The sequence below is a fragment of the Streptomyces sp. NPDC088762 genome (assembly GCF_044750905.1).
In the GTDB taxonomy this organism is placed as follows: domain Bacteria; phylum Actinomycetota; class Actinomycetes; order Streptomycetales; family Streptomycetaceae; genus Streptomyces.
Genome location: NZ_JBIVKT010000001.1, coordinates 1 through 22,002 on the forward strand (window position 1 = coordinate 1; position 22,002 = coordinate 22,002).

18 protein-coding genes and 1 rRNA gene are annotated in these 22,002 nt (G+C 72.0%); 10 read left to right on the top strand and 9 right to left on the bottom strand.

What is annotated here, in order from left to right; genetic code table 11:
- Window positions 1-140: 140 nt before the first annotated feature.
- Window positions 141-257: ribosomal RNA gene (rrf, locus tag ACIP5M_RS00005) — 5S ribosomal RNA — on the top strand.
- 96 nt (window positions 258-353) lie between these two features.
- Here rrf and ACIP5M_RS00010 read toward each other — a convergent pair.
- The 6 genes from ACIP5M_RS00010 to ACIP5M_RS00035 all read right to left on the bottom strand — a co-directional run bounded on the left by ACIP5M_RS00010 (window position 354) and on the right by ACIP5M_RS00035 (window position 6,872).
- Complete coding sequence (locus ACIP5M_RS00010; protein ID WP_401190221.1) at window positions 354-950, bottom strand: Uma2 family endonuclease; 597 nt, start codon at window positions 948-950, stop codon at window positions 354-356.
- A 47-nt stretch (window positions 951-997) separates the two neighbouring features.
- Window positions 998-2,308, bottom strand: coding sequence for a DUF58 domain-containing protein (locus tag ACIP5M_RS00015; protein ID WP_401190222.1), 1,311 nt, complete (start codon window positions 2,306-2,308; stop codon window positions 998-1,000).
- Entirely contained in the window at window positions 2,308-3,294 is a 987-nt protein-coding gene (locus ACIP5M_RS00020; RefSeq protein ID WP_401190224.1) for an AAA family ATPase, read from the bottom strand. Before ACIP5M_RS00020 ends, ACIP5M_RS00015 begins: the two co-directional genes overlap by 1 nt.
- Window positions 3,291-4,715, bottom strand: coding sequence for a DUF4350 domain-containing protein (locus tag ACIP5M_RS00025; RefSeq protein WP_401190226.1), 1,425 nt, complete (start codon window positions 4,713-4,715; stop codon window positions 3,291-3,293). The genes ACIP5M_RS00020 and ACIP5M_RS00025 overlap by 4 nt, the downstream gene beginning before the upstream one ends.
- 278 nt (window positions 4,716-4,993) lie before the next feature.
- Window positions 4,994-5,656, bottom strand: a complete 663-nt coding sequence (locus tag ACIP5M_RS00030) for a DUF4129 domain-containing protein (protein ID WP_401190228.1) — start codon at window positions 5,654-5,656, stop codon at window positions 4,994-4,996.
- Between the two features lie 7 nt (window positions 5,657-5,663).
- The gene (locus ACIP5M_RS00035) at window positions 5,664-6,872 is read right to left on the bottom strand and encodes a hypothetical protein (protein ID WP_401190230.1); all 1,209 of its coding nucleotides are present in this window, start codon (window positions 6,870-6,872) and stop codon (window positions 5,664-5,666) included.
- A 232-nt stretch (window positions 6,873-7,104) separates the two neighbouring features.
- On the opposite strand from ACIP5M_RS00035, the gene mtrA reads away from it, so the two are divergent.
- From mtrA to ACIP5M_RS00065, 6 genes are all read left to right on the top strand, one after another.
- On the top strand, window positions 7,105-7,794 hold the full coding sequence (gene mtrA, locus ACIP5M_RS00040) for a two-component system response regulator MtrA (RefSeq protein WP_214949728.1): 690 nt from the start codon (window positions 7,105-7,107) through the stop codon (window positions 7,792-7,794).
- Window position 7,795: 1 nt separating this feature from the next.
- A complete protein-coding gene (gene mtrB, locus ACIP5M_RS00045; protein ID WP_401190233.1) occupies window positions 7,796-9,763 on the top strand; it encodes an MtrAB system histidine kinase MtrB in 1,968 nt (655 codons plus the stop codon).
- Window positions 9,747-11,606 (top strand): LpqB family beta-propeller domain-containing protein, encoded by a 1,860-nt coding sequence (locus ACIP5M_RS00050; RefSeq protein WP_401190235.1) that lies wholly within the window; start codon window positions 9,747-9,749, stop codon window positions 11,604-11,606. The genes mtrB and ACIP5M_RS00050 overlap by 17 nt, the downstream gene beginning before the upstream one ends.
- A gap of 66 nt (window positions 11,607-11,672) precedes the next feature.
- Window positions 11,673-12,383, top strand: a complete 711-nt coding sequence (locus ACIP5M_RS00055; protein ID WP_401190237.1) for a ComF family protein — start codon at window positions 11,673-11,675, stop codon at window positions 12,381-12,383.
- A gap of 310 nt (window positions 12,384-12,693) precedes the next feature.
- Window positions 12,694-13,389, top strand: a complete 696-nt coding sequence (gene hpf, locus ACIP5M_RS00060) for a ribosome hibernation-promoting factor, HPF/YfiA family (RefSeq protein WP_401190239.1) — start codon at window positions 12,694-12,696, stop codon at window positions 13,387-13,389.
- A gap of 190 nt (window positions 13,390-13,579) precedes the next feature.
- Window positions 13,580-14,332, top strand: coding sequence for a response regulator (locus ACIP5M_RS00065; protein ID WP_401190241.1), 753 nt, complete (start codon window positions 13,580-13,582; stop codon window positions 14,330-14,332).
- A gap of 143 nt (window positions 14,333-14,475) precedes the next feature.
- Here the strand turns inward: ACIP5M_RS00065 and ACIP5M_RS00070 are convergent, their stop codons facing one another.
- Both ACIP5M_RS00070 and ACIP5M_RS00075 read right to left on the bottom strand, forming a co-directional pair.
- Window positions 14,476-15,636 carry a winged helix-turn-helix domain-containing protein gene (locus ACIP5M_RS00070; protein WP_401191794.1) on the bottom strand — a complete coding sequence of 387 codons (1,161 nt, stop codon included), beginning with the start codon at window positions 15,634-15,636 and terminating at the stop codon, window positions 14,476-14,478.
- A 76-nt stretch (window positions 15,637-15,712) separates the two neighbouring features.
- Window positions 15,713-16,297, bottom strand: coding sequence for a GNAT family N-acetyltransferase (locus ACIP5M_RS00075; RefSeq protein WP_401190243.1), 585 nt, complete (start codon window positions 16,295-16,297; stop codon window positions 15,713-15,715).
- A gap of 239 nt (window positions 16,298-16,536) precedes the next feature.
- On the opposite strand from ACIP5M_RS00075, the gene secA reads away from it, so the two are divergent.
- Window positions 16,537-19,338: a preprotein translocase subunit SecA gene (gene secA / locus ACIP5M_RS00080; protein WP_401190245.1), complete on the top strand. Its 2,802-nt coding sequence runs from the start codon at window positions 16,537-16,539 to the stop codon at window positions 19,336-19,338.
- Between the two features lie 373 nt (window positions 19,339-19,711).
- Here the strand turns inward: secA and ACIP5M_RS00085 are convergent, their stop codons facing one another.
- Window positions 19,712-20,146: an Rv3235 family protein gene (locus ACIP5M_RS00085; RefSeq protein ID WP_401191796.1), complete on the bottom strand. Its 435-nt coding sequence runs from the start codon at window positions 20,144-20,146 to the stop codon at window positions 19,712-19,714.
- A 378-nt stretch (window positions 20,147-20,524) separates the two neighbouring features.
- Between ACIP5M_RS00085 and ACIP5M_RS00090 the strand changes: the two genes are divergently transcribed.
- Both ACIP5M_RS00090 and ACIP5M_RS00095 read left to right on the top strand, forming a co-directional pair.
- Complete coding sequence (locus ACIP5M_RS00090) at window positions 20,525-21,025, top strand: DUF6912 family protein (RefSeq protein ID WP_401190248.1); 501 nt, start codon at window positions 20,525-20,527, stop codon at window positions 21,023-21,025.
- Window positions 21,022-21,693, top strand: a complete 672-nt coding sequence (locus tag ACIP5M_RS00095) for an HAD family hydrolase (RefSeq protein ID WP_401190250.1) — start codon at window positions 21,022-21,024, stop codon at window positions 21,691-21,693. Before ACIP5M_RS00090 ends, ACIP5M_RS00095 begins: the two co-directional genes overlap by 4 nt.
- The last annotated feature ends 309 nt before the right edge of the window (window positions 21,694-22,002 follow it).

Genomic DNA, 22,002 nt, shown 5'->3' on the forward strand with positions numbered 1-22,002 from the left:
CCAGATGTGGAAGCCCGGTAACGGGTGGAGCTGACTGGTACTAATAGGCCGAGGGCTTGTCCTCAGTTGCTCGCGTCCACTGTGTTAGTTCTGAAATAACGAACGGCTGTGATGATGCCAGCGTTCTAATTTCATAGTGTTTCGGTGGTCATAGCGTTAGGGAAACGCCCGGTTACATTCCGAACCCGGAAGCTAAGCCTTTCAGCGCCGATGGTACTGCAGGGGGGACCCTGTGGGAGAGTAGGACGCCGCCGAACAATCATTGCGGGAAGCCCCGCACCAAATCCTTCGGGGTTCGGTGCGGGGCTTTTCTGCGTTCCGGGCCACGTCGCCGCCGCTTGGTGCGGCCTGCTTTACCAATCGGCGGGGTAGCTTTTGAGGTTGCTCGTGTCGAGGGCCCAGCGGCCGGCGGTGACGGTCTCGCCGAAGGAGTACGGAACCTTCTTGCGGAAGCGGATGCCGTCGGGCCCCTCCGAGGGGTCGCTGTGCACGGTGACTGTCTTTTTGTCCTTGCGGGGGTCTACGACGACGTACAGCGGGACTCCCATTTTCGGGTAGTCGTGCAGCTTGTCGCGGATGTCGGTGAGGGAATCGGTACGGGAGACGACTTCCACCACCATCAATACGTCGCGGGAGTTGACGGCTTTCGCCGTGTCATCGGTGTCTTCCTCCGCCATGACCAGGAGATCGGGGATCTTGGTCAGGCCGGTCACAGGATCGCCCATGTTCGTATCGCTGAGGGTCGCCGCGTCAGGCGTCTGGGCCTCGATCTGGCGGCGCAGCCGCATCACGTTGAGCCCATGCGGAACTGTGGGGGTCGTCATCGTGAGGAAGATCTGACCGTCGGTGGTCTGAACCTTCCACTGGTCTTCGTGGTGCTCGGCCAGCTCCGCCAGCTCCTCCGCGAAGTCGTGCAGGCGACGCATCTGCTCGGGGGTGAAGTCGGGCATGTGTCCTCCTGGCAGCTGACTTGCCAGAGTATCCAGTCGGACAACCTCTAGAGGCGGCCCGCGGCCTTCAGGGCCAGGTAGGCGTCGGCCAGGGCCGGGGCCAGGGTGTCCGGGGTCGCGTCGACCACGTGGACGCCGTGGCGGGTGAGTTCCGCCGCCGTGCGGGCGCGCTGGGACTGGGACTGGGTGCCGGCCGCGGCTTCGTAGACGGCGTCCAGGGAGCCCCTCGACTTGGTCATCTCGGCTACGTGCGGGTCGGCCACCGAGGCCAGCAGGACCGTGTGGCGCTGGGTGAGGCGGGGGAGCAGGGGGAGCAGGCCCTCTTCGATCGGGGCCGCGTCCAGGCTCGTGAGGAGGACGACCAGAGAGCGGCGCGGGGCATTGCGCAGGACGGTGGAGACCAGGGTGCGCGAGTCCGTCTCGACCAGTTCGGGTTCCAGCGTCGCCATCGCGTTGACGAAGGACGGGAGGACGTCCGCGGCCGCGCGGCCCATGACCTGGGCGCGGGGCCGGCGGTCGTGGGCCAGGAGGTCCACGCGGTCACCGGCCCGGGTGGCGAGGGCCGCGAGGAGCAGGGCCGCGTCCATGGCGGAGTCGAGGCGGGGGGCGTCGCCCACGCGGCCCGCCGAAGTGCGTCCGGTGTCCAGGCAGATCAGGATGTGCCGGTCGCGTTCGGGGCGCCAGGTGCGGACGGCCACCTTGTGCTGGCGGGCCGTGGCGCGCCAGTCGATGGAGCGGGTGTCGTCACCGGGGACGTAGTCGCGGAGGCTGTCGAACTCGGTGCCCTCGCCGCGGGTCAGAACGCTCGTGCGGCCGTCCAGCTCGCGCAGGCGGGCCAGGCGGGAGGGCAGGTGCTTGCGGCTGGTGAAGGGGGGCAGGACGCGGACCGTCCAGGGCAAGGCGTGGGAGCCCTGACGGGCCCACAGGCCCAGGGGCCCGTACGAGCGGATCGTGACGCGGTCGGCCCGGCGGTCGCCGCGGCGGGTCGGGAGGAGGCGGGTGGTCAGCCGGCGGCGCTCGCCCGCGGGGATCACCACCGAGTGACGGGACGCGGCCTGCTCGGTGCCGGGGAGCCAGCTGCTCGGGGGCCAGGCGTCGCGGACCCGGGCGCGCAGCGTGCGACCGCTCGGGTTGGTAATCGTGAGGTGGACGTCCGCCGGCTCGCCCAGGCGCACCGAGGTGTCGCCGGAGCGGGCCGACTTCAGGCCGCGGACGGGCGCCGCGAGAGCGCAGTCGACCGCGCAGGCCAGCGCGAGCGTGCCGTTGACCGCGAGCATCCCCGTCCAGCTCGGTTCGAGGATGCCGACGGGGAGGCTGCCGAGGGCCGCCAGCAGGGCGGCGCGTCCGGTGAAGGCCATCAGCGCGGGACGGGGACGTGGGAGAGGATCGCCGAGATGACGGAGTCCGCGGTGACGCCTTCCATTTCGGCTTCGGGACGCAGCTGGACGCGGTGGCGCAAGGTCGGCAGGGCGAGGGCCTTGACGTCGTCGGGAGTGACGTAGTCCCGGCCGGTGAGCCAGGCCCAGGCGCGGGAGGTGGCCAGCAGGGCCGTCGCGCCGCGGGGGGAGACGCCGAGGGTGAGGGACGGCGATTCGCGGGTGGTGCGGCAGATGTCGACGACGTAACCGGCGATCTCGGGAGAGACGGTCACCCGGGCCACCGCCTCGCGGGCGGCGTCGAGTTCCTTGGTGCCGGCGACCGGGCGGACGCCCGCGGCATGCAGGTCGCGGGGGTTGAAGCCGGCGGCGTGGCGGGTCAGGACACCGATCTCGTCCTCGCGGGAGGGCAGCGGCACGGTGAGCTTGAGGAGGAAGCGGTCCAGTTGGGCTTCGGGGAGGGGGTACGTGCCCTCGTACTCGACCGGGTTCATGGTTGCGGCGACGAGGAAGGGCTCGGGGAGCTTGCGGGGCGTGCCGTCGACCGTGACCTGCCGTTCCTCCATCGCTTCGAGGAGGGAGGACTGGGTCTTGGGGGGCGTGCGGTTGATCTCGTCCGCGAGGAGGAGGTTGGTGAAGACCGGGCCGTTCTGGAAGGAGAACTCGGCGGTGCGCGCGTCGTAGACGAGGGAGCCGGTGACGTCGCTCGGCATCAGGTCCGGGGTGAACTGGACGCGCTTGGTGTCCAGTTCGAGGGATGCCGCCAGGGCCCGTACGAGGAGGGTTTTGGCGACGCCGGGGACGCCTTCGAGGAGGACGTGGCCGCGGCACAGGAGTGCGACGACGAGACCGGTGACGGCGGAGTCCTGACCGACCACGGCCTTGCCGATCTCGGTGCGGAGCGCTTCGAGGGAAGCGCGGGCGCTGTCCGCGGTCACAGCCGCGGACTCGGTGGCCGGGTACGTCATGACGTACGGACCTCTCTTTCGAGGGCGTCGAGGTGGTCGGCGAGCGCGACGAGTGCCGCGTCGTCGGAGGGAGTTGGGCCGAAGAGGAGGGTGGTGACGTCCGGGGTCCCGGCCGGTCCGCCGGCGAGGTGCGCGGAGACCGCGGGCACCAGGGACGGTGGTTCGTGGGCCTGCGTGTGCGGTACGCCGACCAGGGCGGCGAGGCGTTCGCGGGCGGCGGCGCGCAGGACGGTGGCCGCGCGGTCGCGGGCCCCGGCCTTGCGGTAGAGGCGGGCGCGGCCCTCGGTGGCCTCGGAGGCGCGGATGACGACCGGCAGCTTCTCGGTGACGAGGGGGCCGAGGCGGCGGGCGCGCCAGAGGGCGGCGAGCGCGGCGGCGACGAAGAGCTGGAGCAGGGCCCAGTACCAGCCGGCGGGGACGAGGTCGAAGAGGCTCTTGTCCTGGCCGGCGGAGGGGGAGTCGGGGTCGGACCCGGAGTCCGCGAGGGACGGCATGTACCAGACGAGGTCCGGTCGGGAGCCGAGGAGTTGGAGGGCGAGGGAGGCGTTGCCCTGCTCGGCGAGGTTCTCGTTGAGGAGGATGGCGCTGGAACCCAGGAGGACCGTGTCGCCGGTTGCCTTGGCCGGCTTGGTTCCCGCGGTCCCCGTGCTTCCCGTGGTCCCCGTGCTTCCGGCGGGTCCCGTGGGGAGCAGGAGGAGGGTGGGGTGGCCGTCGCTGGGGTAACAGGCGGTGGCCCTGGGGAGGGTGGTGGTGTAGCGCAGGCCGCCTCCGGTGGTGGCGCGGCCGGCGGTGGCGGCGGCGGGCAGGCCGCAGGCCGGGGCGAGGTCGTCGGTGTTCGCCTCGCCCTTGGCGCGGACGCCGGGGACCAGGTCGGGAAGGCTGTGGCTGCCGGGGGCGACGAGGACGGTGCGGCCGCCGGACAGGTCCATCGCCGAGTGGATGGCGCTGCGTTGGGACGGGCCGAGCCGGTCCGGGTCGGTCACCAGGAGGGTGGTGCGGGGGCCGGCGGCCGCCGCGGCCTCGCGGGCGGTGGTGACGACGCGGGTGCTGACGCCGTGGTCCTTGAGGAGCTCGGCCACGGCGCGGCTGCCGAAGGGGTCGGCGGAGCGGGGGTCCAGGAGGCCGTGGCGGGTGCCAGCGTTGAGGATGGCGACGGCTACGGCGCCGGTGGCCAGTACGGCCAGGGCGGTGAGGGTGCGGCGGACGGCTTGGCGCCGCCGGGCTCGCCGTGTGGCTGCCGCCGGGGTGGTGGGGGCGGTCCCGCTGCCCGCGGGGGTGCCGCCGGCGGGGCCTGCGGGGGCGGCTCCGCCGCCTGTGGGCGTGTTGCTGCCCGGGCCTGCGGGGGCCGGGCCCGTCTGCGCGGGGGTTGCGGGGGCGGTTCCGGTGGGGCCGGGCGCGCGCCGGAGCGTCTCCTCGGGCACCGAACGTGGCCACGGGTCGGACAGTGGTGCGGAACTGTGTTCGGCGCCCTGCGGGGAGCGCCCCGACACACACCCGGCCCCACCGGAACCCCGGGCGGGGCCGGGCGTACCTCCGGCCTCGGGGGTGGCGGGGTGGGTCGGGTGGTGCGGGGAGCCGTCCGGCACGTGCTCGGGGCCGCCGGAACCCGGGGCGGGGCCGGGCGTACCTCCGACCTCGGGGTTGGTGGGGGACGGGGCGTTTTCGCGGGGGGCGGAGGGGCCGTCTGGCGGGGTGGGGGTCATGCGGTGGGTCCCGTCAGGAGCGGCTTCGTGCGGTCCAGGGTGAGGTCGAAGGTGCGCAGGCGGGTGTAGGTGTCGGCGTCGGCGGTGCGGCCGCCGTAGGTGACGTCGTCGAAGGTGCGGGCGGCGGCGCGCAGGTCCGCGGCGTGGGCCGGGAGGGATACGGCGGCTTCGGCCGCGGCCTCGTCGGCGGTGCGGCCGGGGCGGGGGTCGAGGAGGGTGCGTTCCTCCAGGGAGCGGACGACGGCGCGCATGCGTTCCTGGACGGCTTCGGTCCAGCGGCCGGCGGCGGCGTGAGCTTCGGCGGCCGTGCGGTGGTCGGCGGCGCTGCGGACGCCCTCGTCGAAGAGGTGGCCCGTGGAGGTGGCGAGGCGGCGTGGGGAGCCGAGCCGCCACCAGAGGGCGGCCACGGCCAGGACGACGAGCAGCGCGATGACGAGCAGGCCGAGCGTGCCTCCGGGGGTCGCCCCGGAGGCCGCGTCGAAGAGGTCGTCCAGCCAGCTCAGGACCTTGCGCAGGGCGCGGTCCAGCAGGCCGGGGTCGTTCTCGTGGTACATCGGCTTGGACAGTTCGCGCTCCGCCGCCTCCTGGGCGGGTTCGCGCGGAGTCGTCACCGGTGGTGTGTCCGCGCGGGTGATGAGGAGGCCCCCCGTACTCATCATCGGTGTGTCAGCCTCCGGTCGTCCCGTAGTTCTCGACGCCGGCGGCCCGGGCGAGCTCCAGGTCGAGGCCCTCGCGCCGGATGCGCTGGTCGACGTAGAGGAGGACGGTGACGCCGGACTGGATGGGCATCACGATGGTCGTCGCGATGATGGCGCCGATGCCGGAGAGGATGAGCGCTCCCCAGGCGGTGGAGGCGGTGCCGTCCTCGATTCCGCTCAGGCCGCCGCCGAAGGCGATCATGCCGATCATGGTCAGCGGCCAGACGATGATCGCCGAGACGATGCCGGTGATGATCTGGGTGAGGAGGGTGATGCCGAAGATGCGCCACCATGTGCCCCGGACCAGCTTGGAGGAGCGCGCGAGGGACTTGAAGATGGTGCTCTTCTCCAGCATCAGCGCGGGCGGGGCCAGGCTGAACTTGATCCAGAGCCAGGTGAACAGCGGGAGGGAGGCGGCGAGGGCCGCCAGGACCAGCCCCACGTTCTGGGTGAGGATGCCGGGCAGGAACAGCACGGTGATCAGCAGGATCGCGCCGACTGCCAGGAGGAACATCAGGCCCAGCAGGCGCAGCAGCTGGGGCTTGGCCTCGCGCCAGGCGCCGGAGACCGTGGAGGTGGTGCCGAGCACGGCCCGGCTGTAGATCATCGTCAGCATGGCCGTGGCGATGACACCGCCGAGGGCGCCGATGAAGCCGGCTCCGAGCATGAGCGCCACGGAGGAGCCGACGGAGCTCAGCGACGGATCGGTCTGCTCCGTGGCGACGGTGAGGTCCGACATCGCGTACTTCTGCGCTATCAGGCTGATGACCTGCACGACCGTGGCCACGACCAGCGTGATCGGCAGGACCGAGCGCCAGTGGGTGCGCATGGTGGCGACCGCACCGTCGAGGATCTCGCCGAGGCCCAGAGGCCGCAGGGGGATGACTCCGGGCTTGGCGGCGGGGGGCCTGCCCCACTGGCCGGGGCCGCCCGGATAGCCGTACTGGGGGCCATACGGGCCGCCGTACGGGGTACCGGGCTGCTGACCCCACCCCTGGCCGGGCTGCGGCTGGGGCGGTGCCTGGGGGGACGGGCTCTGCCACTGGCCGGGAGGCGGCTGCTCGGCGGACCAGCCGGGGCCGCCGGCGGGAGGTGCGGGCTGCCCGGCGGGTGCCCCCGGTCGCTCCCCGTCGGACGGAGAGGATCCGGGCGCTGCCCAGCCCGGAGAGTCGTTCATCGTCGCTCCTTCACGTGAACTGCTGCGGCGGGGGCGCTGGTCGCTGCCATCGTGCCACGTGGGATGACCCGGCGGACCGGCCGTACCCCCCGATCCCCGGCAGCCCGTACTTCAATTGTCACCCGGATCCGGGGCAGACTGGTCGGCCTGGACTCCACGCAGGTCCGAGGGGCGATTTCCAGCCCTTTTGGCTGTGGGACAGCTCACCGCCGGGTAACGATTAGCTAATGGGATGATGTCAACCATGAAGGGACGCGTCCTTGTCGTCGACGACGACACCGCGCTGGCCGAGATGCTCGGCATTGTGCTGCGTGGAGAAGGTTTTGAGCCGTCGTTCGTAGCGGACGGTGACAAGGCACTTGCTGCCTTCCGGGAGGCGAAGCCGGACCTGGTGCTGCTCGACCTCATGCTGCCCGGACGGGACGGCATAGAGGTCTGCAGGCTGATCCGGGCCGAGTCCGGGGTGCCCATCGTCATGCTCACCGCCAAGAGCGACACGGTCGACGTGGTCGTGGGCCTGGAGTCCGGGGCCGACGACTACATCGTCAAGCCGTTCAAGCCCAAGGAGCTGGTGGCCCGCATCCGGGCCCGCCTGCGCCGGTCGGAGGAGCCCGCGCCCGAGCAGCTGGCCATCGGTGACCTCGTGATCGACGTGGCCGGGCATTCGGTCAAGCGGGACGGTGTCTCCATCGCCCTGACCCCGCTCGAGTTCGACCTGCTGGTCGCCCTCGCGCGCAAGCCCTGGCAGGTCTTCACCCGCGAGGTGCTGCTGGAGCAGGTCTGGGGCTACCGGCACGCCGCGGACACCCGCCTGGTCAACGTGCACGTGCAGCGGCTGCGCTCCAAGGTCGAGAAGGATCCCGAGCGCCCCGAGATCGTCGTGACGGTGCGCGGTGTCGGCTACAAGGCCGGACCCAGCTGACGTGCAGGCCGGCAAGGACCGGGGAGGTTCCCGACCGGGGACCCTGCGGGCCGGCCGGCTGCTGCGGGCCAGGGGGCCCGTGGGCGCCGTGCTGCGGCTGTGCGTACGGCTCGCCCGCCGGCCGCTGCTTCCGGCCGTCCGGCTGTGGCGGCGCAACATCCAGCTCCGGGTGGTCGCCGCCACCCTGCTGATGTCACTGGCCGTGGTCCTCGCGCTCGGTTTCGTGGTCGTCGCGCAGGTCAGCAAGGGCCTGCTGGACGCCAAGGAGGAAGCGGCGCAGAGCCAGGCCGCGGGAGGCTTCGCGGTCGCACAGGAGAAGGCCAACGCCCCCGCCGCCGTGGACGGGTCCGACGCCGCCGACAACAAGGTCGGCCGGGACGCCAGCACCTGGATGAACTCCCTCGTCAAGCAGCTGGCCAGTGGCGGCCAGACCGCCTTCGAGGTGGCCGCGCTCGGCGCCGGCACCGGCGAGCAGGTCCTGCCCGGCACACAGGGCGTCAAGGGCGCCCGCGCCTCCGGCAACGTCGACCCGACGGCCAGCGTCCCGCTGAAGCTGCGCCGGGCCGTCAACAACGCCACCGGCACCTTCAAGACCTTCTCCGAGATCCGGTACACCACGGGGGCGGGGGAGAAGGCGCCCGAGCCCGCCCTGGTCGTGGGCAAGCGGCTCACGGACATCAACGGGGACCCGTACGACCTGTACTACCTCTTCCCGCTGACCCAGGAGGAGGAGTCCCTCAACCTGGTCAAGGGCACCTTCGCCACCGCCGGCTTGTTCGTCGTCGTGCTCCTCGGCGCCATCGCCTGGCTGGTCGTACGGCAGGTCGTGACCCCGGTCCGGATGGCCGCCGGGATCGCCGAGCGGCTCTCGGCCGGGCGGCTGCAGGAGCGGATGAAGGTCACCGGCGAGGACGACATCGCCCGCCTGGGCGAGGCCTTCAACAAGATGGCGCAGAACCTCCAGCTCAAGATCCAGCAGCTGGAGGACCTGTCGCGGATGCAGCGCCGCTTCGTCTCCGACGTCTCCCACGAGCTGCGCACCCCCCTGACGACCGTACGGATGGCCGCCGACGTCATCCACGACGCCCGGGTCGACTTCGACCCGGTCACCGCGCGCTCCGCCGAGCTGCTCGCCGGGCAGCTCGACCGCTTCGAGTCGCTGCTCGCCGACCTGCTGGAGATCAGCCGCTTCGACGCCGGGGCCGCCGCCCTGGAGGCGGAGCCCATCGACCTGCGCGACGTCGTACGCCGCGTCATCGACGGGGCCGAGCCGCTCGCCGAGCACAAGGGCACCCGGATCCGGGTCCTGGGCGACACCCAGCCCGTCATCGCCGAGGCCGATGCCCGGCGCGTGGAGCGGGTGCTGCGCAACCTCGTCGTCAACGCCGTGGAGCACGGCGAGGGCCGCGACGTGGTGGTCCGGCTCGCGTCCGCGGGCGGGGCCGTCGCCGTGGCCGTACGGGACTACGGCGTCGGGCTGAAGCCCGGCGAGGCGACCCGCGTCTTCAACCGCTTCTGGCGGGCCGACCCGGCGCGGGCGCGCACGACCGGCGGCACGGGCCTCGGCCTGTCCATCGCCGTCGAGGACGCCCGGCTGCACGGCGGCTGGCTCCAGGCCTGGGGCGAGCCGGGCGGCGGCTCGCAGTTCCGCCTCACCCTGCCGCGTACCGCCGACGAACCCCTGCGCGGTTCCCCGATTCCGCTGGAGCCCGAGGATTCCCGGGCCAACCGGGCCAGGGCCGCCGCCGAGGCCGCGGGCAGGGCTGCTCCGAAGCCGCCGGCGGACGGCGGGGACCGGTCGCCGATACCGCCCCGGTCGGCCGTCGCCACGGCGCTTCCCGTACCCGCCGACCCGACGGCCCTGCCGGGCAACGGGGCCAGGGTCGTGGCCCGGCCGGCCGAGCAGGCACCACAGGAGGACCGAACCGATGCCGAGGGCCATGCCGATGCCGATGCCGAAGGACGCTGAGCCCGGGAGCGGCGCCGGCCGTGCGCGCGGCCGGCGCACCCTGCGGGCGTACGCGCTCGGGGCGGCCGGGCTGCTGCTGGCCGGGTGCGCCTCCATGCCGACCAGCGGAGAGATCCGCCCGGTGCAGGCATCGCAGGGCGTCGACTCCCAGGTCCGGGTGTTCGGCGTGCCCCCGGCCGACAAGGCCGGGGCGGCCGAGATCGTCAAGGGTTTCCTGGAGGCGATGACCAGTGACGACCCGCAGCTGGAGACCGCCCGCAAGTACCTCACCGAGGAGGCCGCGAAGAGCTGGAAGCCCGGCTCCGCCGTCACCGTGCTGTCGGCCGGCCTCGACCGGTCGCCGATCCGCGGCGAGAAGGACCCCGACGGGCCCCGCTGGAAGGTGACGGGCACCAAGCTCGCGACCGTGGACGAGCGCAGCGCGTACCAGCCGGAGACCGGCGGCGGGAGGTACGAGGAGTTCCTCCAGCTGGTCCAGGAGAACAAGCAGTGGCGGATCGCGACCCCGCCCAAGAGCCTCGTGCTCAGCGAGTCCGACTTCCAGCGCATCTACATGCCGGCCAACAAGTACTACTTCGCGGGCGGCACGCTCGTCGCCGACCAGGTGTACGTGCGTCAGCGCACCGACCCCGACTCGCGGATGGACCCGACCACGCAGACGGTGCAGTCGCTGCTCGCGGGCCCGTCCAGGTGGCTCGCGCCGGTCGTCGAGACCAGCTTCCCCAGCGGCACGGAGCTGCGGACGGGCACCAAGTCCCTTTCGTACGACGGCCAGAACACGCTGCGCGTGCCGCTCAACGACAAGGCCGACAACGTCGCGCAGCCGCAGTGCCAGAAGATGGCCACCCAACTCCTCTACACGGTGCAGGATCTGACGGCATCCCGGCTCAACCGGGTCGAACTGCTGCGCAGCGACGGCAAGTCCTCCTCGCTCTGCTCGGTGACCGACGTGAACGCGGCCGCGATCGCGAACCGGCCCCGCTCGCCCGAGTACCAGTACTTCGTCGACGACGCGAAGCGGCTGGTCCGGATGAAATTCGACATCGCGAGCGAGGACCAGCCCAAGCCCGAGCCGGTGCCGGGGCCGCTCAACGCGCCGCCCGGCTTCAGGGCGGACTCGGCGGCTGTGTCCTACGACGAGCGGCGGGCGGCCGTGGTCTCCGAGGACGGTCACGGGCTGTACGTGGTGCCGCTGTCCGGGGCCGGGGTCATGCCGCAACCCGTGCTGACCGGCAAGGGGGCCAAGCCGAACACGCTGACCGCGCCCAGCTGGGACGCGGCGGGTGACGTGTGGATCGCGGACCAGGACCCGCAGCACCCGGGGCTGTGGCGGGTGCCGGGCGGCACCGGGATCCCGGAGAAGGTGCAGGTGGCCGGCCTCGACGGGCGGATCACCGCGCTGAAGGCCGCGGCCGACGGGGCGCGGATCGCGCTGCTCGTGGAGCAGGGCGGCCGCAAGAGGCTGTTCATCGGGCGGATCGAACGGCCCGACGGGAAGGGCGACGTCTCGGCGGTGTCGGTGCGCGAGCTGCGCCCGGCGGCCCCGCAGATGGCGGACGTGACGGCGATGAGCTGGGCGCCGCGGGGCCGGCTGCTGGTGGTGGGCCGGGAGAGCGGCGGGCTCGTCCAGGCCCGCTACATGCTGACGGACGGGTCGATGATCGCGGCGAGCCTGCCCGGGGCCACCGGGCTGACCGCGGTGGCGGTTCCCGCCTCGGAGGACGAGTCGAAGCCGAAGCCGGTGGTGGGCTTCTCGGACGACGACGGCATCGTGTGGCTGCCTCCGGGCGCTCAGTGGCGCACGGTCGCGGCGGGCGGCCGGGCTCCGGTGTACCCGGGCTGACCTGCGGATCCGGCTGGTTTTCCACAGGGGTGGCGGGCCGGGGGACGGCCCTGCAGAGTGGAGTGGGTGCGGGGGTGGCGGCAGGAGCTGGCCGGTCTGGTCCTGCCGGTCGACTGCGCCGGCTGCGGGGCCGCCAGGGTGCTGCTGTGCGCCGGCTGCCGGGAGGCGCTGAGCGGGGCCGGGGCGGTGCGGGCGCGACCGTCTCCGCCGCCCGCCGGGCTGCCGGCCGTCCATGCGGCGGCCGCCTACGACGGCGTCGTACGGGCCGTCCTGCTGGCCCACAAGGAGCGCGGGGCGCTCCCGCTGGCGGGGGCCTTGGGCGCTGCCCTGGCGGGGGCGGTGCGGGGGTCCCTGGCGGAGGCGGGGGCCGGGGAGAGGGAAGTGGCGCTGGTTCCGGTCCCGTCGGCGCCGCGGCAGGTCCGGGCGCGCGGGCACGATCCGGCGCGCAGGATCGCGCTGGCCGCGGCGGGGCAGCTGCGGCGGGCCGGCGTGGCCGCGCGCGTGGCCCCCGTACTGCGCCTGCGGCGGGCGGTCGCGGACCAGGCGGGGCTGGGGGCCGGGCAGCGCCGGGAGAACCTGGCGGGGGCGCTGGGGGTGTGCCGGGACGGGGCGCGGCTGGTGGAGGGGGCTGTGATCGTACTCGTGGACGACGTGATCACCACCGGGGCGACGCTCGCGGAGGCGGCCCGGGCGGTTCGCGCCGCGAATCCGGGGCAGGGGACGCTGCGAGCGGCGGTGGTGGCCGCAACCCGGACAGAGCAAAAAACTCGTGAATAGATTTGGAACCGCCGGGGAAGGCCCATCGTTGCAGGTAGTAAGAGGGATGAGCCACCGGGACGGAAGTACGTTCCGGTAGCGGGTGCCGACAACCGCCATAGAGGGATATGTTCGGTTGTGAGGACTGGCGAGCCTTGAGGCCCCACGCATCGCTGTCTCTCGACTCCGAAGTCGGTGGGGTGTTGATCTTGCCGATGGGGGAGGAGGAGGTGAAAGTCGCCAAGTCCGAGGCTCCGGCCTTCGCCGGAGTCTGGTGCGAAAGGGAGACGCTTCGCCCCGCGGGCGGAGCTATCCGGGAACGGAGTTCTGCGTGGACATCGTCGTCAAGGGCCGTAAGACCGAAGTGCCCGACCGGTTCCGCAAGCACGTGGCCGAGAAGCTGAATCCGGAGCGGATCCAGAAGCTCGACGCCAAGGTGATCAGCTTGGACGTCGAGGTGTCCAAGGAACACAACCCGCGCCAGGCCGACCGTTCCGACCGCGTGGAGATCACCCTGCGTTCGCGGGGCCCGGTGATCCGTGCCGAGGCCGCCGCCGCAGACCCGTATGCGGCTCTGGACCTGGCTCAGGACAAGCTGGAGGCCCGGCTGCGCAAGCAGCACGACAAGCGCTACACCCGCAGGGGCGCGGGCCGGATCTCGGCGGCAGAGGTCGCCGACGTCGTGCCGGACGCCGCGCATCTGAACGCGAACGGCGAGCCGATCGGCGAGGAGAAGGCCAACGGTGTACCGATCACCCGGATCGGATCGCTCGAAGTGCAGGGCGAAGGCCCGCTGATCGTCCGCGAGAAGACGCACGCGGCCGCGCCCATGTCCCTCGACCAGGCTCTCTACGAGATGGAACTGGTCGGCCACGACTTCTATCTGTTCGTCGACTCCGAGACCAAGCTGCCCAGCGTCGTCTACCGCCGTCACGCCTATGACTACGGCGTCATCCACGTGAACCCCGACGGGGCCTCCAGCTCGGAGGAGCCGCGGGGAGGCGCGGGCGGAGCGCTCGGCGGCTGACCACGTCATCGTCTGCCCCCGTGGGACGTTTCGGGCGTCCCACGGGGGCAGCTGCATGACGGGTATGCGCCAGGTGGCCGCTCGTAGGCCCCCGCGCCGTGGTGCGGGCATGGAATCATGGCGGGCAGTCAACCGGCGGCGGCGCCGCTCCGGTTGGCCCGGCAGTTCAGCACATGCAGGGGGAGGAACGATGGCGGACAGCTTCGGGCCGGTGCGCGGTGACGACGGTGCGGGCTGCCGTGAGGTGGCCGCGGCGGCGGATTCCGCGGGCACGCCGACCGGGGAGCCGATCCGGGTCCTGGTGGTCGACGACCACGCGCTCTTCCGGCGCGGGCTGGAGATCGTCCTCGCCCAGGAGGAGGACATCCAGGTCGTCGGCGAGGCCGGGGACGGCGCGGAGGCCGTGGACAAGGCGGCCGATCTGCTGCCGGACATCGTGCTGATGGACGTACGGATGCCCCGGCGCGGCGGGATCGAGGCGTGTACCTCGATCAAGGAGGTGGCCCCCTCCGCGAAGATCATCATGCTGACGATCAGCGACGAGGAGGCCGACCTCTACGACGCGATCAAAGCGGGGGCGACCGGGTACCTGCTGAAGGAGATCTCGACGGACGAGGTGGCCACGGCGATCCGGGCGGTGGCGGACGGGCAGTCGCAGATCAGCCCGTCGATGGCGTCGAAGCTGCTCACCGAGTTCAAGTCGATGATCCAGCGGACCGACGAGCGGCGGCTGGTGCCGGCGCCGAGGCTCACGGACCGGGAGCTGGAGGTCCTCAAGCTGGTCGCCACCGGCATGAACAACCGGGACATCGCCAAGGAGTTGTTCATCTCCGAGAACACCGTGAAGAACCACGTCCGCAACATCCTGGAGAAGCTCCAGCTGCACTCCCGGATGGAGGCCGTGGTCTACGCGATGCGGGAGAAGATCCTGGAGATCCGCTAGCCGCCTCCGCGGGGGTCGGCCGGGTGAGGGTCGCCTGCGGCTGAGTGCTCACTGCGGGCCCTCCATGGCTGGTCGCGCGGTTCCCCGCGCCCCTGACGGGGCGCGGCCGCGCGGGCCGTCGCCCGCGGACGGGCTTGCCGCCGCTACGGGTGCAGCGCGCGGAGTTCCGCCGTGACGGCCTGCGCCTCCTGCGGGGTCTGGGCCCGTTCGACGCGGACCTCCTCGCAGCCCACCCACTCCGCGGCCTCCCACAGGGCCTGCGCCATCGCGGGAGCCGCCTTGGGCGTGGCCAGCGAGAGCTGCCGGGCGACCAGGGTGCGGCCCTCGCGGGCCGGGTCGACGCGGCCCTGGAGGAGACCGCCCGCCAGCAGCGGCATCGCGAAGTACCCGTGTATCCGCTTCGGCTTGGGGACGTACGCCTCCAGGCGGTGCGTGAACCCGAAGATCCGCTCGGTGCGCGGGCGGTCCCAGACCAGCGAGTCGAAGGGCGAGAGCAGCGTCGTGCGGTGGCGGCCCCGGGGAGGCGTCGCGAGCGCCGCCGGATCCGCCCAGGCCGGCTTGGCCCAGCCCTCGACCTCGACCGGGACCAGCCCGGAGTCCGCGATCACCGCGTCGAACTGCTCGCCCTTGAGGCGGTGGTAGTCGGCGATGTCCGCACGGGTCCCGACGCCCAGGGACCGCCCGGCCAGGGCGACCAGGCGGCGCATGCACTCCCGGTCGTCCAGGTCGTCGTGGAGCAGTGCGTCGGGCACGGCGCGCTCGGCGAGGTCGTAGACCCGCTTCCAGCCGCGGCGCTCGCTGCACACCACCTCACCGGTGTCGAGCAGCCACTCCACCGCGATCTTGGTCTCGGACCACTCGAACCACTCGCCGCCGTTCTTGGCGCCGCCCAGTTCGGTGGAGGTCAGCGGGCCGTCGGCCCTGAGCCGGTCCAGCACCGCCCGCGTCGAGCGCTCCTTGTCCTGGAGGACGTGCCAGCGGTGGCCGCGCGCCCGGCGCTCACGCCGGCGGAAGGCGAAATGCGGCCATTCCTCGATCGGCAGGATGCAGGCCGCGTGCGACCAGTACTCAAAGGCGTGCCGGTCCGACCAGTACGCCTTCTCGACCGTGTCGCGGCCCACCGCCCCGAGGCGCGCGTACGGGATCAGCTCGTGCGAGCGGGCCAGGACGGAAATGGTGTCCAGCTGTACGGCGCCGAGGTGGCGCAGGACCCCCCGGACCCCGCCGCGGCGGTCGGGCGCCCCGAGGAACCCCTGCGCCCGCAGGGCGATCCGGCGGGCCTCATCGGCGGACAACGAGATCATGGTCATGCGCCGAGCCTAGGCGGCACCACTGACAACGGAAGGCCCGGACGGAACGGCCGGGCCTTCCGCCCGGGCCCTACACGGAGGTCGCGGGAAGGTACGGAAGGCGGGAGGGCAGGCCGAGGTCGGAGGGGAGCAGGCCGCCGATCCGGCAGTCGAACATGGCGCCGCGGTGCTCGATTCCGGCGCGCAGGATCCCCTCCACGCGGAAGCCGGCCTTCTCCGCGACGGCCCTGGAGCCGGCGTTGCCGACCTGGGCCCGCCATTCGAGGCGGGTCGCGCCGACCTCGGTGAAGGCCCAGCGGGCGACGGCACGGACGGCCTCGGCCATGTATCCGCGGCCCCGGTGCTCCTTCACCGTCCAATAGCCGATCTCGTAGGCGCGGGTGGCGAACACCTGGTGCACGTGGACGCCGACCGCCGCGACCAGCGGCCCGTCGGCGCCGAGGCGTACGGCGAAGCTGTAGCCGGTGTCCGCGCGCCAGCCGTCCGGGACCAGCTCGTTCACGAAGCTCCGCGCGTGCTCGCGCCCGTAGGGGGAGGGCACCTCGGTGAACCGCTGGATGTCCGGGTCCTGGCAGGCTGCGTACACCTCGTCCTCGTCGGAGGGGGCGAACGGCCTCAGTACGAGCCGGTCGGTGGTCAGTGTCGTGGGCTCCATGCACGGATTCTGCTGCCGGCGCCCTTCGCGGTGCGAACACTTTTCGGGAATCTCGCGGGGGGAGCGGCACCTTCCTTGTCACCCGTACGTTCTCAATACGGGCACCCGCGCCCTCGCGGCAACGGCGGACCTCCCGACGCGACCACGTCCTCGCTTACGATGGCCGTTGCGGTGGGGCCCACCTGCCGTGCCCGTGTACGTACAGTGCCCAGGCCCGACCGGCAAGGAGACAAACCTCGGTGTCCGTCTTCAACAAGCTCATGCGTGCAGGCGAAGGCAAGATCCTGCGCAAACTGCACCGCATCGCGGACCAGGTCAACTCCATCGAAGAGGACTTCGTCAACCTCTCCGACGCCGAGTTGCGGGCGCTCACGGACGAGTACAAGCAGCGTTTCCAGGACGGCGAGAGCCTGGACGACCTGCTGCCGGAGGCCTTCGCGACGGTTCGCGAGGCGGCCAAGCGCGTCCTCGGCCAGCGGCACTACGACGTCCAGATCATGGGTGGTGCGGCGCTGCACCTCGGCTACGTGGCCGAGATGAAGACCGGTGAGGGCAAGACCCTCGTCGGCACGCTGCCCGCGTACCTGAACGCGCTGTCCGGCAAGGGCGTCCACCTGATCACGGTGAACGACTACCTCGCCGAGCGCGACTCCGAGCTGATGGGCCGGGTGCACAAGTTCCTCGGCCTGGAGGTCGGCTGCATCCTGGCGAACATGTCGCCGGCGCAGCGCCGCGAGCAGTACGCCTGCGACATCACGTACGGCACGAACAACGAGTTCGGCTTCGACTACCTGCGCGACAACATGGCGTGGTCGAAGGACGAGCTCGTCCAGCGCGGCCACAACTTCGCCGTGGTCGACGAGGTCGACTCGATCCTGGTCGACGAGGCCCGTACCCCGCTGATCATCTCCGGCCCGGCCGACCAGGCCACCAAGTGGTACGGCGACTTCGCGAAGCTGGTGACCCGCCTGACCAAGGGCGAGGCCGGTCAGCCGCTGAAGGGCATCGAGGAGACCGGCGACTACGAGGTCGACGAGAAGAAGCGCACCGTCGCCATCCACGAGGCGGGTGTCGCCAAGGTCGAGGACTGGCTCGGCATCGAGAACCTCTACGAGTCGGTGAACACCCCGCTCGTCGGCTACCTGAACAACGCCATCAAGGCGAAGGAACTGTTCAAGAAGGACAAGGACTACGTCGTCCTCGACGGCGAAGTCATGATCGTCGACGAGCACACCGGCCGTATCCTCGCCGGCCGCCGCTACAACGAGGGCATGCACCAGGCGATCGAGGCGAAGGAAGGGGTGGACATCAAGGACGAGAACCAGACCCTCGCCACGATCACCCTCCAGAACTTCTTCCGCCTCTACACGAAGCTGTCGGGCATGACCGGTACGGCCATGACCGAGGCCGCCGAGTTCCACCAGATCTACAAGCTCGGTGTCGTCCCGATCCCGACCAACCGCGACATGGTCCGCAAGGACCAGCCGGACCTCATCTACCGGACCGAGGTCGCGAAGTTCGCCGCCGTCGTCGACGACATCGCGGAGAAGCACGAGAAGGGCCAGCCGATCCTCGTCGGTACGACGTCGGTCGAGAAGTCCGAGTACCTCTCCCAGCAGCTCTCCAAGCGCGGCATCCCGCACGAGGTCCTCAACGCCAAGCAGCACGACCGTGAGGCGACGATCGTCGCCCAGGCCGGCCGCCGCGGCGCCGTCACCGTCGCCACGAACATGGCCGGCCGCGGTACCGACATCAAGCTCGGCGGCAACCCGGACGACCTCGCCGAGGCCGAGCTGCGCCAGCGCGGCCTGGACCCGGAGGAGCACATCGAGGAATGGGCGCACGCCCTGCCTGAGGCGCTCGAGCGGGCCGAGGCCGCCGTGAAGGCGGAGTTCGAGGAGGTCAAGGCGCTCGGCGGGCTGTACGTGCTGGGCACCGAGCGGCACGAGTCGCGCCGTATCGACAACCAGCTGCGCGGCCGCTCCGGCCGACAGGGTGACCCGGGCGAGTCCCGCTTCTACCTGTCGCTGGGCGACGACCTGATGCGCCTGTTCAAGGCGCAGATGGTGGAGCGGGTCATGGCGATGGCCAACGTTCCGGACGACGTGCCGATCGAGAACAAGATGGTGACGCGCGCGATCGCGTCGGCCCAGTCGCAGGTGGAGACCCAGAACTTCGAGACGCGCAAGAACGTCCTGAAGTACGACGAGGTGCTCAACAGCCAGCGCGAGGTCATCTACCGGGAGCGCCGCCGCGTCCTGGAGGGCGAGGACCTGCAGGAGCAGGTGCGCTTCATGATGGACGACACGATCGACGCGTACATCGCGGCCGAGACGGTCGAGGGCTTCGCGGAGGAGTGGGACCTGGAGCGGCTGTGGGGCGCCTTCAAGCAGCTCTACCCGGTGAAGGTCACCATCGAGGAGCTGGAGGAGGCCGCGGGCGACCGGGCGGGGATCACCGCCGAGTTCATCGCGGAGTCCATCAAGGACGACATCCACGAGCAGTACGCGGCGCGCGAGAAGACGCTGGGCTCCGACATCATGCGTGAGCTGGAGCGGCGCGTGGTGCTGTCGGTGCTGGACCGCAAGTGGCGTGAGCACCTGTACGAGATGGACTACCTGCAGGAGGGCATCGGCCTGCGGGCGATGGCCCAGAAGGACCCGCTGGTCGAGTACCAGCGCGAGGGCTTCGACATGTTCAACGCCATGCAGGAGGGCATCAAGGAGGAGTCCGTCGGCTACCTGTTCAACCTGGAGGTCCAGGTCGAGCAGCAGGTCGAGGAGCTTCCGGTGCAGGACGCGGCGCCGTCGCTGACGAAGGAGCCGGTGCCGGGGGCGCGGCCGGAGATCCGGGCGAAGGGGCTGGACGCTCCGCAGCGGCCGGACCGGCTGCACTTCTCGGCTCCGACGGTCGACGGGGAGGGCGGGGTCGTCGAGGGCGACTTCGAGTCGGACGCGGCCGGGCTTGACGGGGACGGCATGACGCGTGCCGAGCGGCGCAAGGCGGCCAAGGCCTCTGGTGGGCGGCGGCGGAAGAAGTAACCGCTGCCGGTTGATGCGTTCTCGGCCGGGGCCGGACACCGTACGCGGGGTTCGGCCCCGGCCGCGTTTCGTGGGGCGTGTGCGGTGCCGCTGCGCGAGCGGCCCCGGCTCCGCCCGGTCCCCTGGGGCTCCGCCCCGGGCCCCCGCGCCTCAAGCGCCGGCGGGGCTGTTTTTGCCCCGCGCCTCGGGCGCCGGTGGGGCTGGTTTGGCTGCGGCTGAGCGGGTGGGTGCGGGTGAGAGATCGGGGCTCCGCCCCGGACCCCGCGCCTCAAACGCCGGCGAGGCTGTTTTTGCCCCGCGCCTCAAGCGCCGGTGGGGCCGTTTTTGCCCCGCGCCTCAAGCGCCGGCGGGGCTGTTTTTGCCCCGGGTTGGGTCAGGGGCGGGGGCCCTGGATTTCTACTGCTGCGCAGCGCCAGCGGAGGTCTGGGCCCTGTTCCAGGCGGAAGGCCATGGCGGTTACCCGGTCGCCCGTCGCGATGCGGGCGAAGGCCTCGATGACGCCCGGGCCCGGGGTGAAGCGGCCGCACTGGCGGACGACCGGGCGCAGGCGGTCGCGAAGGGGGTCCGAAGGGGCCAGGGTGACCAGCTGCTGGTAGGCGGGGCCGACGGTGTGGCCCAGGAGCGAGTGGACCGGTCGGTGGCCGCTGAGGACCGCCAGGAGGCGCTCGGCGAACCAGTGGTGCGGCCCGAGCCGCAGCGCCCGGGGCGGTCCCGCCGGTCGCCGGGAGTCGTGCCGGCCGGCGGGTCGGGAGCGCGCCGGTCCGCCCGGCCGGCGGCGGCTTCCCTCGCCGCCGATCGTGCCGCGCATCGTGGTCTCCATGGTGGCCTCCCTCGCGATCTGTCCCGTACCAAGCGGTAACTTGCTGTGGACCTTCTACGGCCGCCCGAACACGCTCCGCAACCGGCCGAGGCCCCGGTGCCCGCGCCCGCGCCGGTTCACCTATCCGAGTGCCCGGCCCGCCGCCCACGGCCCGCGGGGGCCCCGGTACGGGGACGGGAATGGACGGCACCGCGGGCCGGGCCCACAACCCGAAGGGGGACCGCGGCCGTCACCCACAGGGGCCGCCGGGGCAGCCGTCCCCCCGGGAACCGGTCCGGCAAGACCTCCGGGCCTGCGGGTGTCTCCCTCGGCGGGCCGGGGCGGTCGTATCCTGGGGGCGTTTCCGACTACCGAAAGCAGCCGGCCATGCGCGTGTACGTCCCCCTGACCCTCCCCGGGCTCGCCGAGGCGCACAAGGCGGGGGAGCTGGGCCCCGCCCCGCTGCGGGCGTACGCCGTCACGCCCGGGCTGCGCGAGTGGTACGTGTCCGACGACATCGAGGAGCTGGAGTACGCGGCCCTCAGCCGGGCCGCCGCCGCCTCCCTGCGGCTGATCGCCGCCGACCCGGCCGCACCGCGCCGGCGCGTCGTCGTGGCCCTGGACGTCGCCGACCAGGCCGCCACCGCCACCCCCGGGCTCGACGAGGCCACGCTCGGCCAGGTCGGCCTCGCCGAGACCGTACGGCTCGCCAAGGCCGCCGCCGTGCACGTGGACGCCGATGACGCCGAAGGCGACGTCGCCGCGGCCGCCGCCGCCCTCGACGCGGCCGACGGCGGGGACGACGACGCGCAGTTCGTCGTCGACGGCGCCGAGGACCACGAGCTGCTCTGGTTCGGGGTGCAGGAGATCCCGGGGCTGCTGAAGTGACCCGACCGACCGCGACCCACATAGTCTGGGACTGGAACGGCACCCTCCTCCACGACATCGATGCCGTCATCGTCGCGACGAACGCCAGCTTCGCCGAGCTCGGCCTCCCGCCGATCACCCTGGAGGCGTACCGCGACCTGTACGTCGTACCCGTGCCGAAGTTCTACGAGCGGCTCATGGGGCGGCTGCCCACCGACGAGGAGTGGGTGGTCATGGACGAGGCGTTCCACCGCCACTACTGGCTGGCCGCCGAGCACGCCGGGCTCGCCGAAGGGGCCAGGGAGCTGCTCCGGGACTGGCAGGGGGACGGGCTCACCCAGTCCCTGCTGTCCCTCGCGCCCCACGAGAAGCTCGTACCGCTCGTGCGCTCCCACGGCATCGACCGGCACTTCGTCCGCGTCGACGGCCGGACCGGGCCCTCGCACACCTCCAAGGCGGGACATCTCGTACGCCATATGGCGGCCATGGAGGCAGCCGGTGTGACGGCCGAGCGTACGATCCTGGTGGGAGACGCGGTGGACGACGCCCTCGCCGCCGCTCACGTCGGAGCGCGCGCCGTGCTCTACACGGGTGGTTCGCACAGCCGCCGCAGTCTGGAATCGGCCGGAGTTCCCGTCGTGGACACGCTGGCGGACGCCGTGCGCACCGCTCGCGAGCTGTCCGAATAGCCACTGGCACGACCGGCCTGCCGCGTCACTGCGCACATCGTCAAACTTGCGTACTCACTTTTGTACAGAACCGGCCGGTGACGTGGTGGGGGTCTGGCGAGATAGCCTTGTACCCGTGATCAGCGCGATAGTCATCGGGGGCGCCGAAGCCCCCGGCATGCGCCCGGCGCACAACCGTGCCCGGGCCCTCGCTGATCTCCGCCACCGGGACCCGATGACGATGTCTCAATCCCTCCCGGTCGGCCCTCTCGACGGCATAGCGTCGATTACGGACGGACACCCCGCCTCACCGCGGCGCCACGTCCTTTC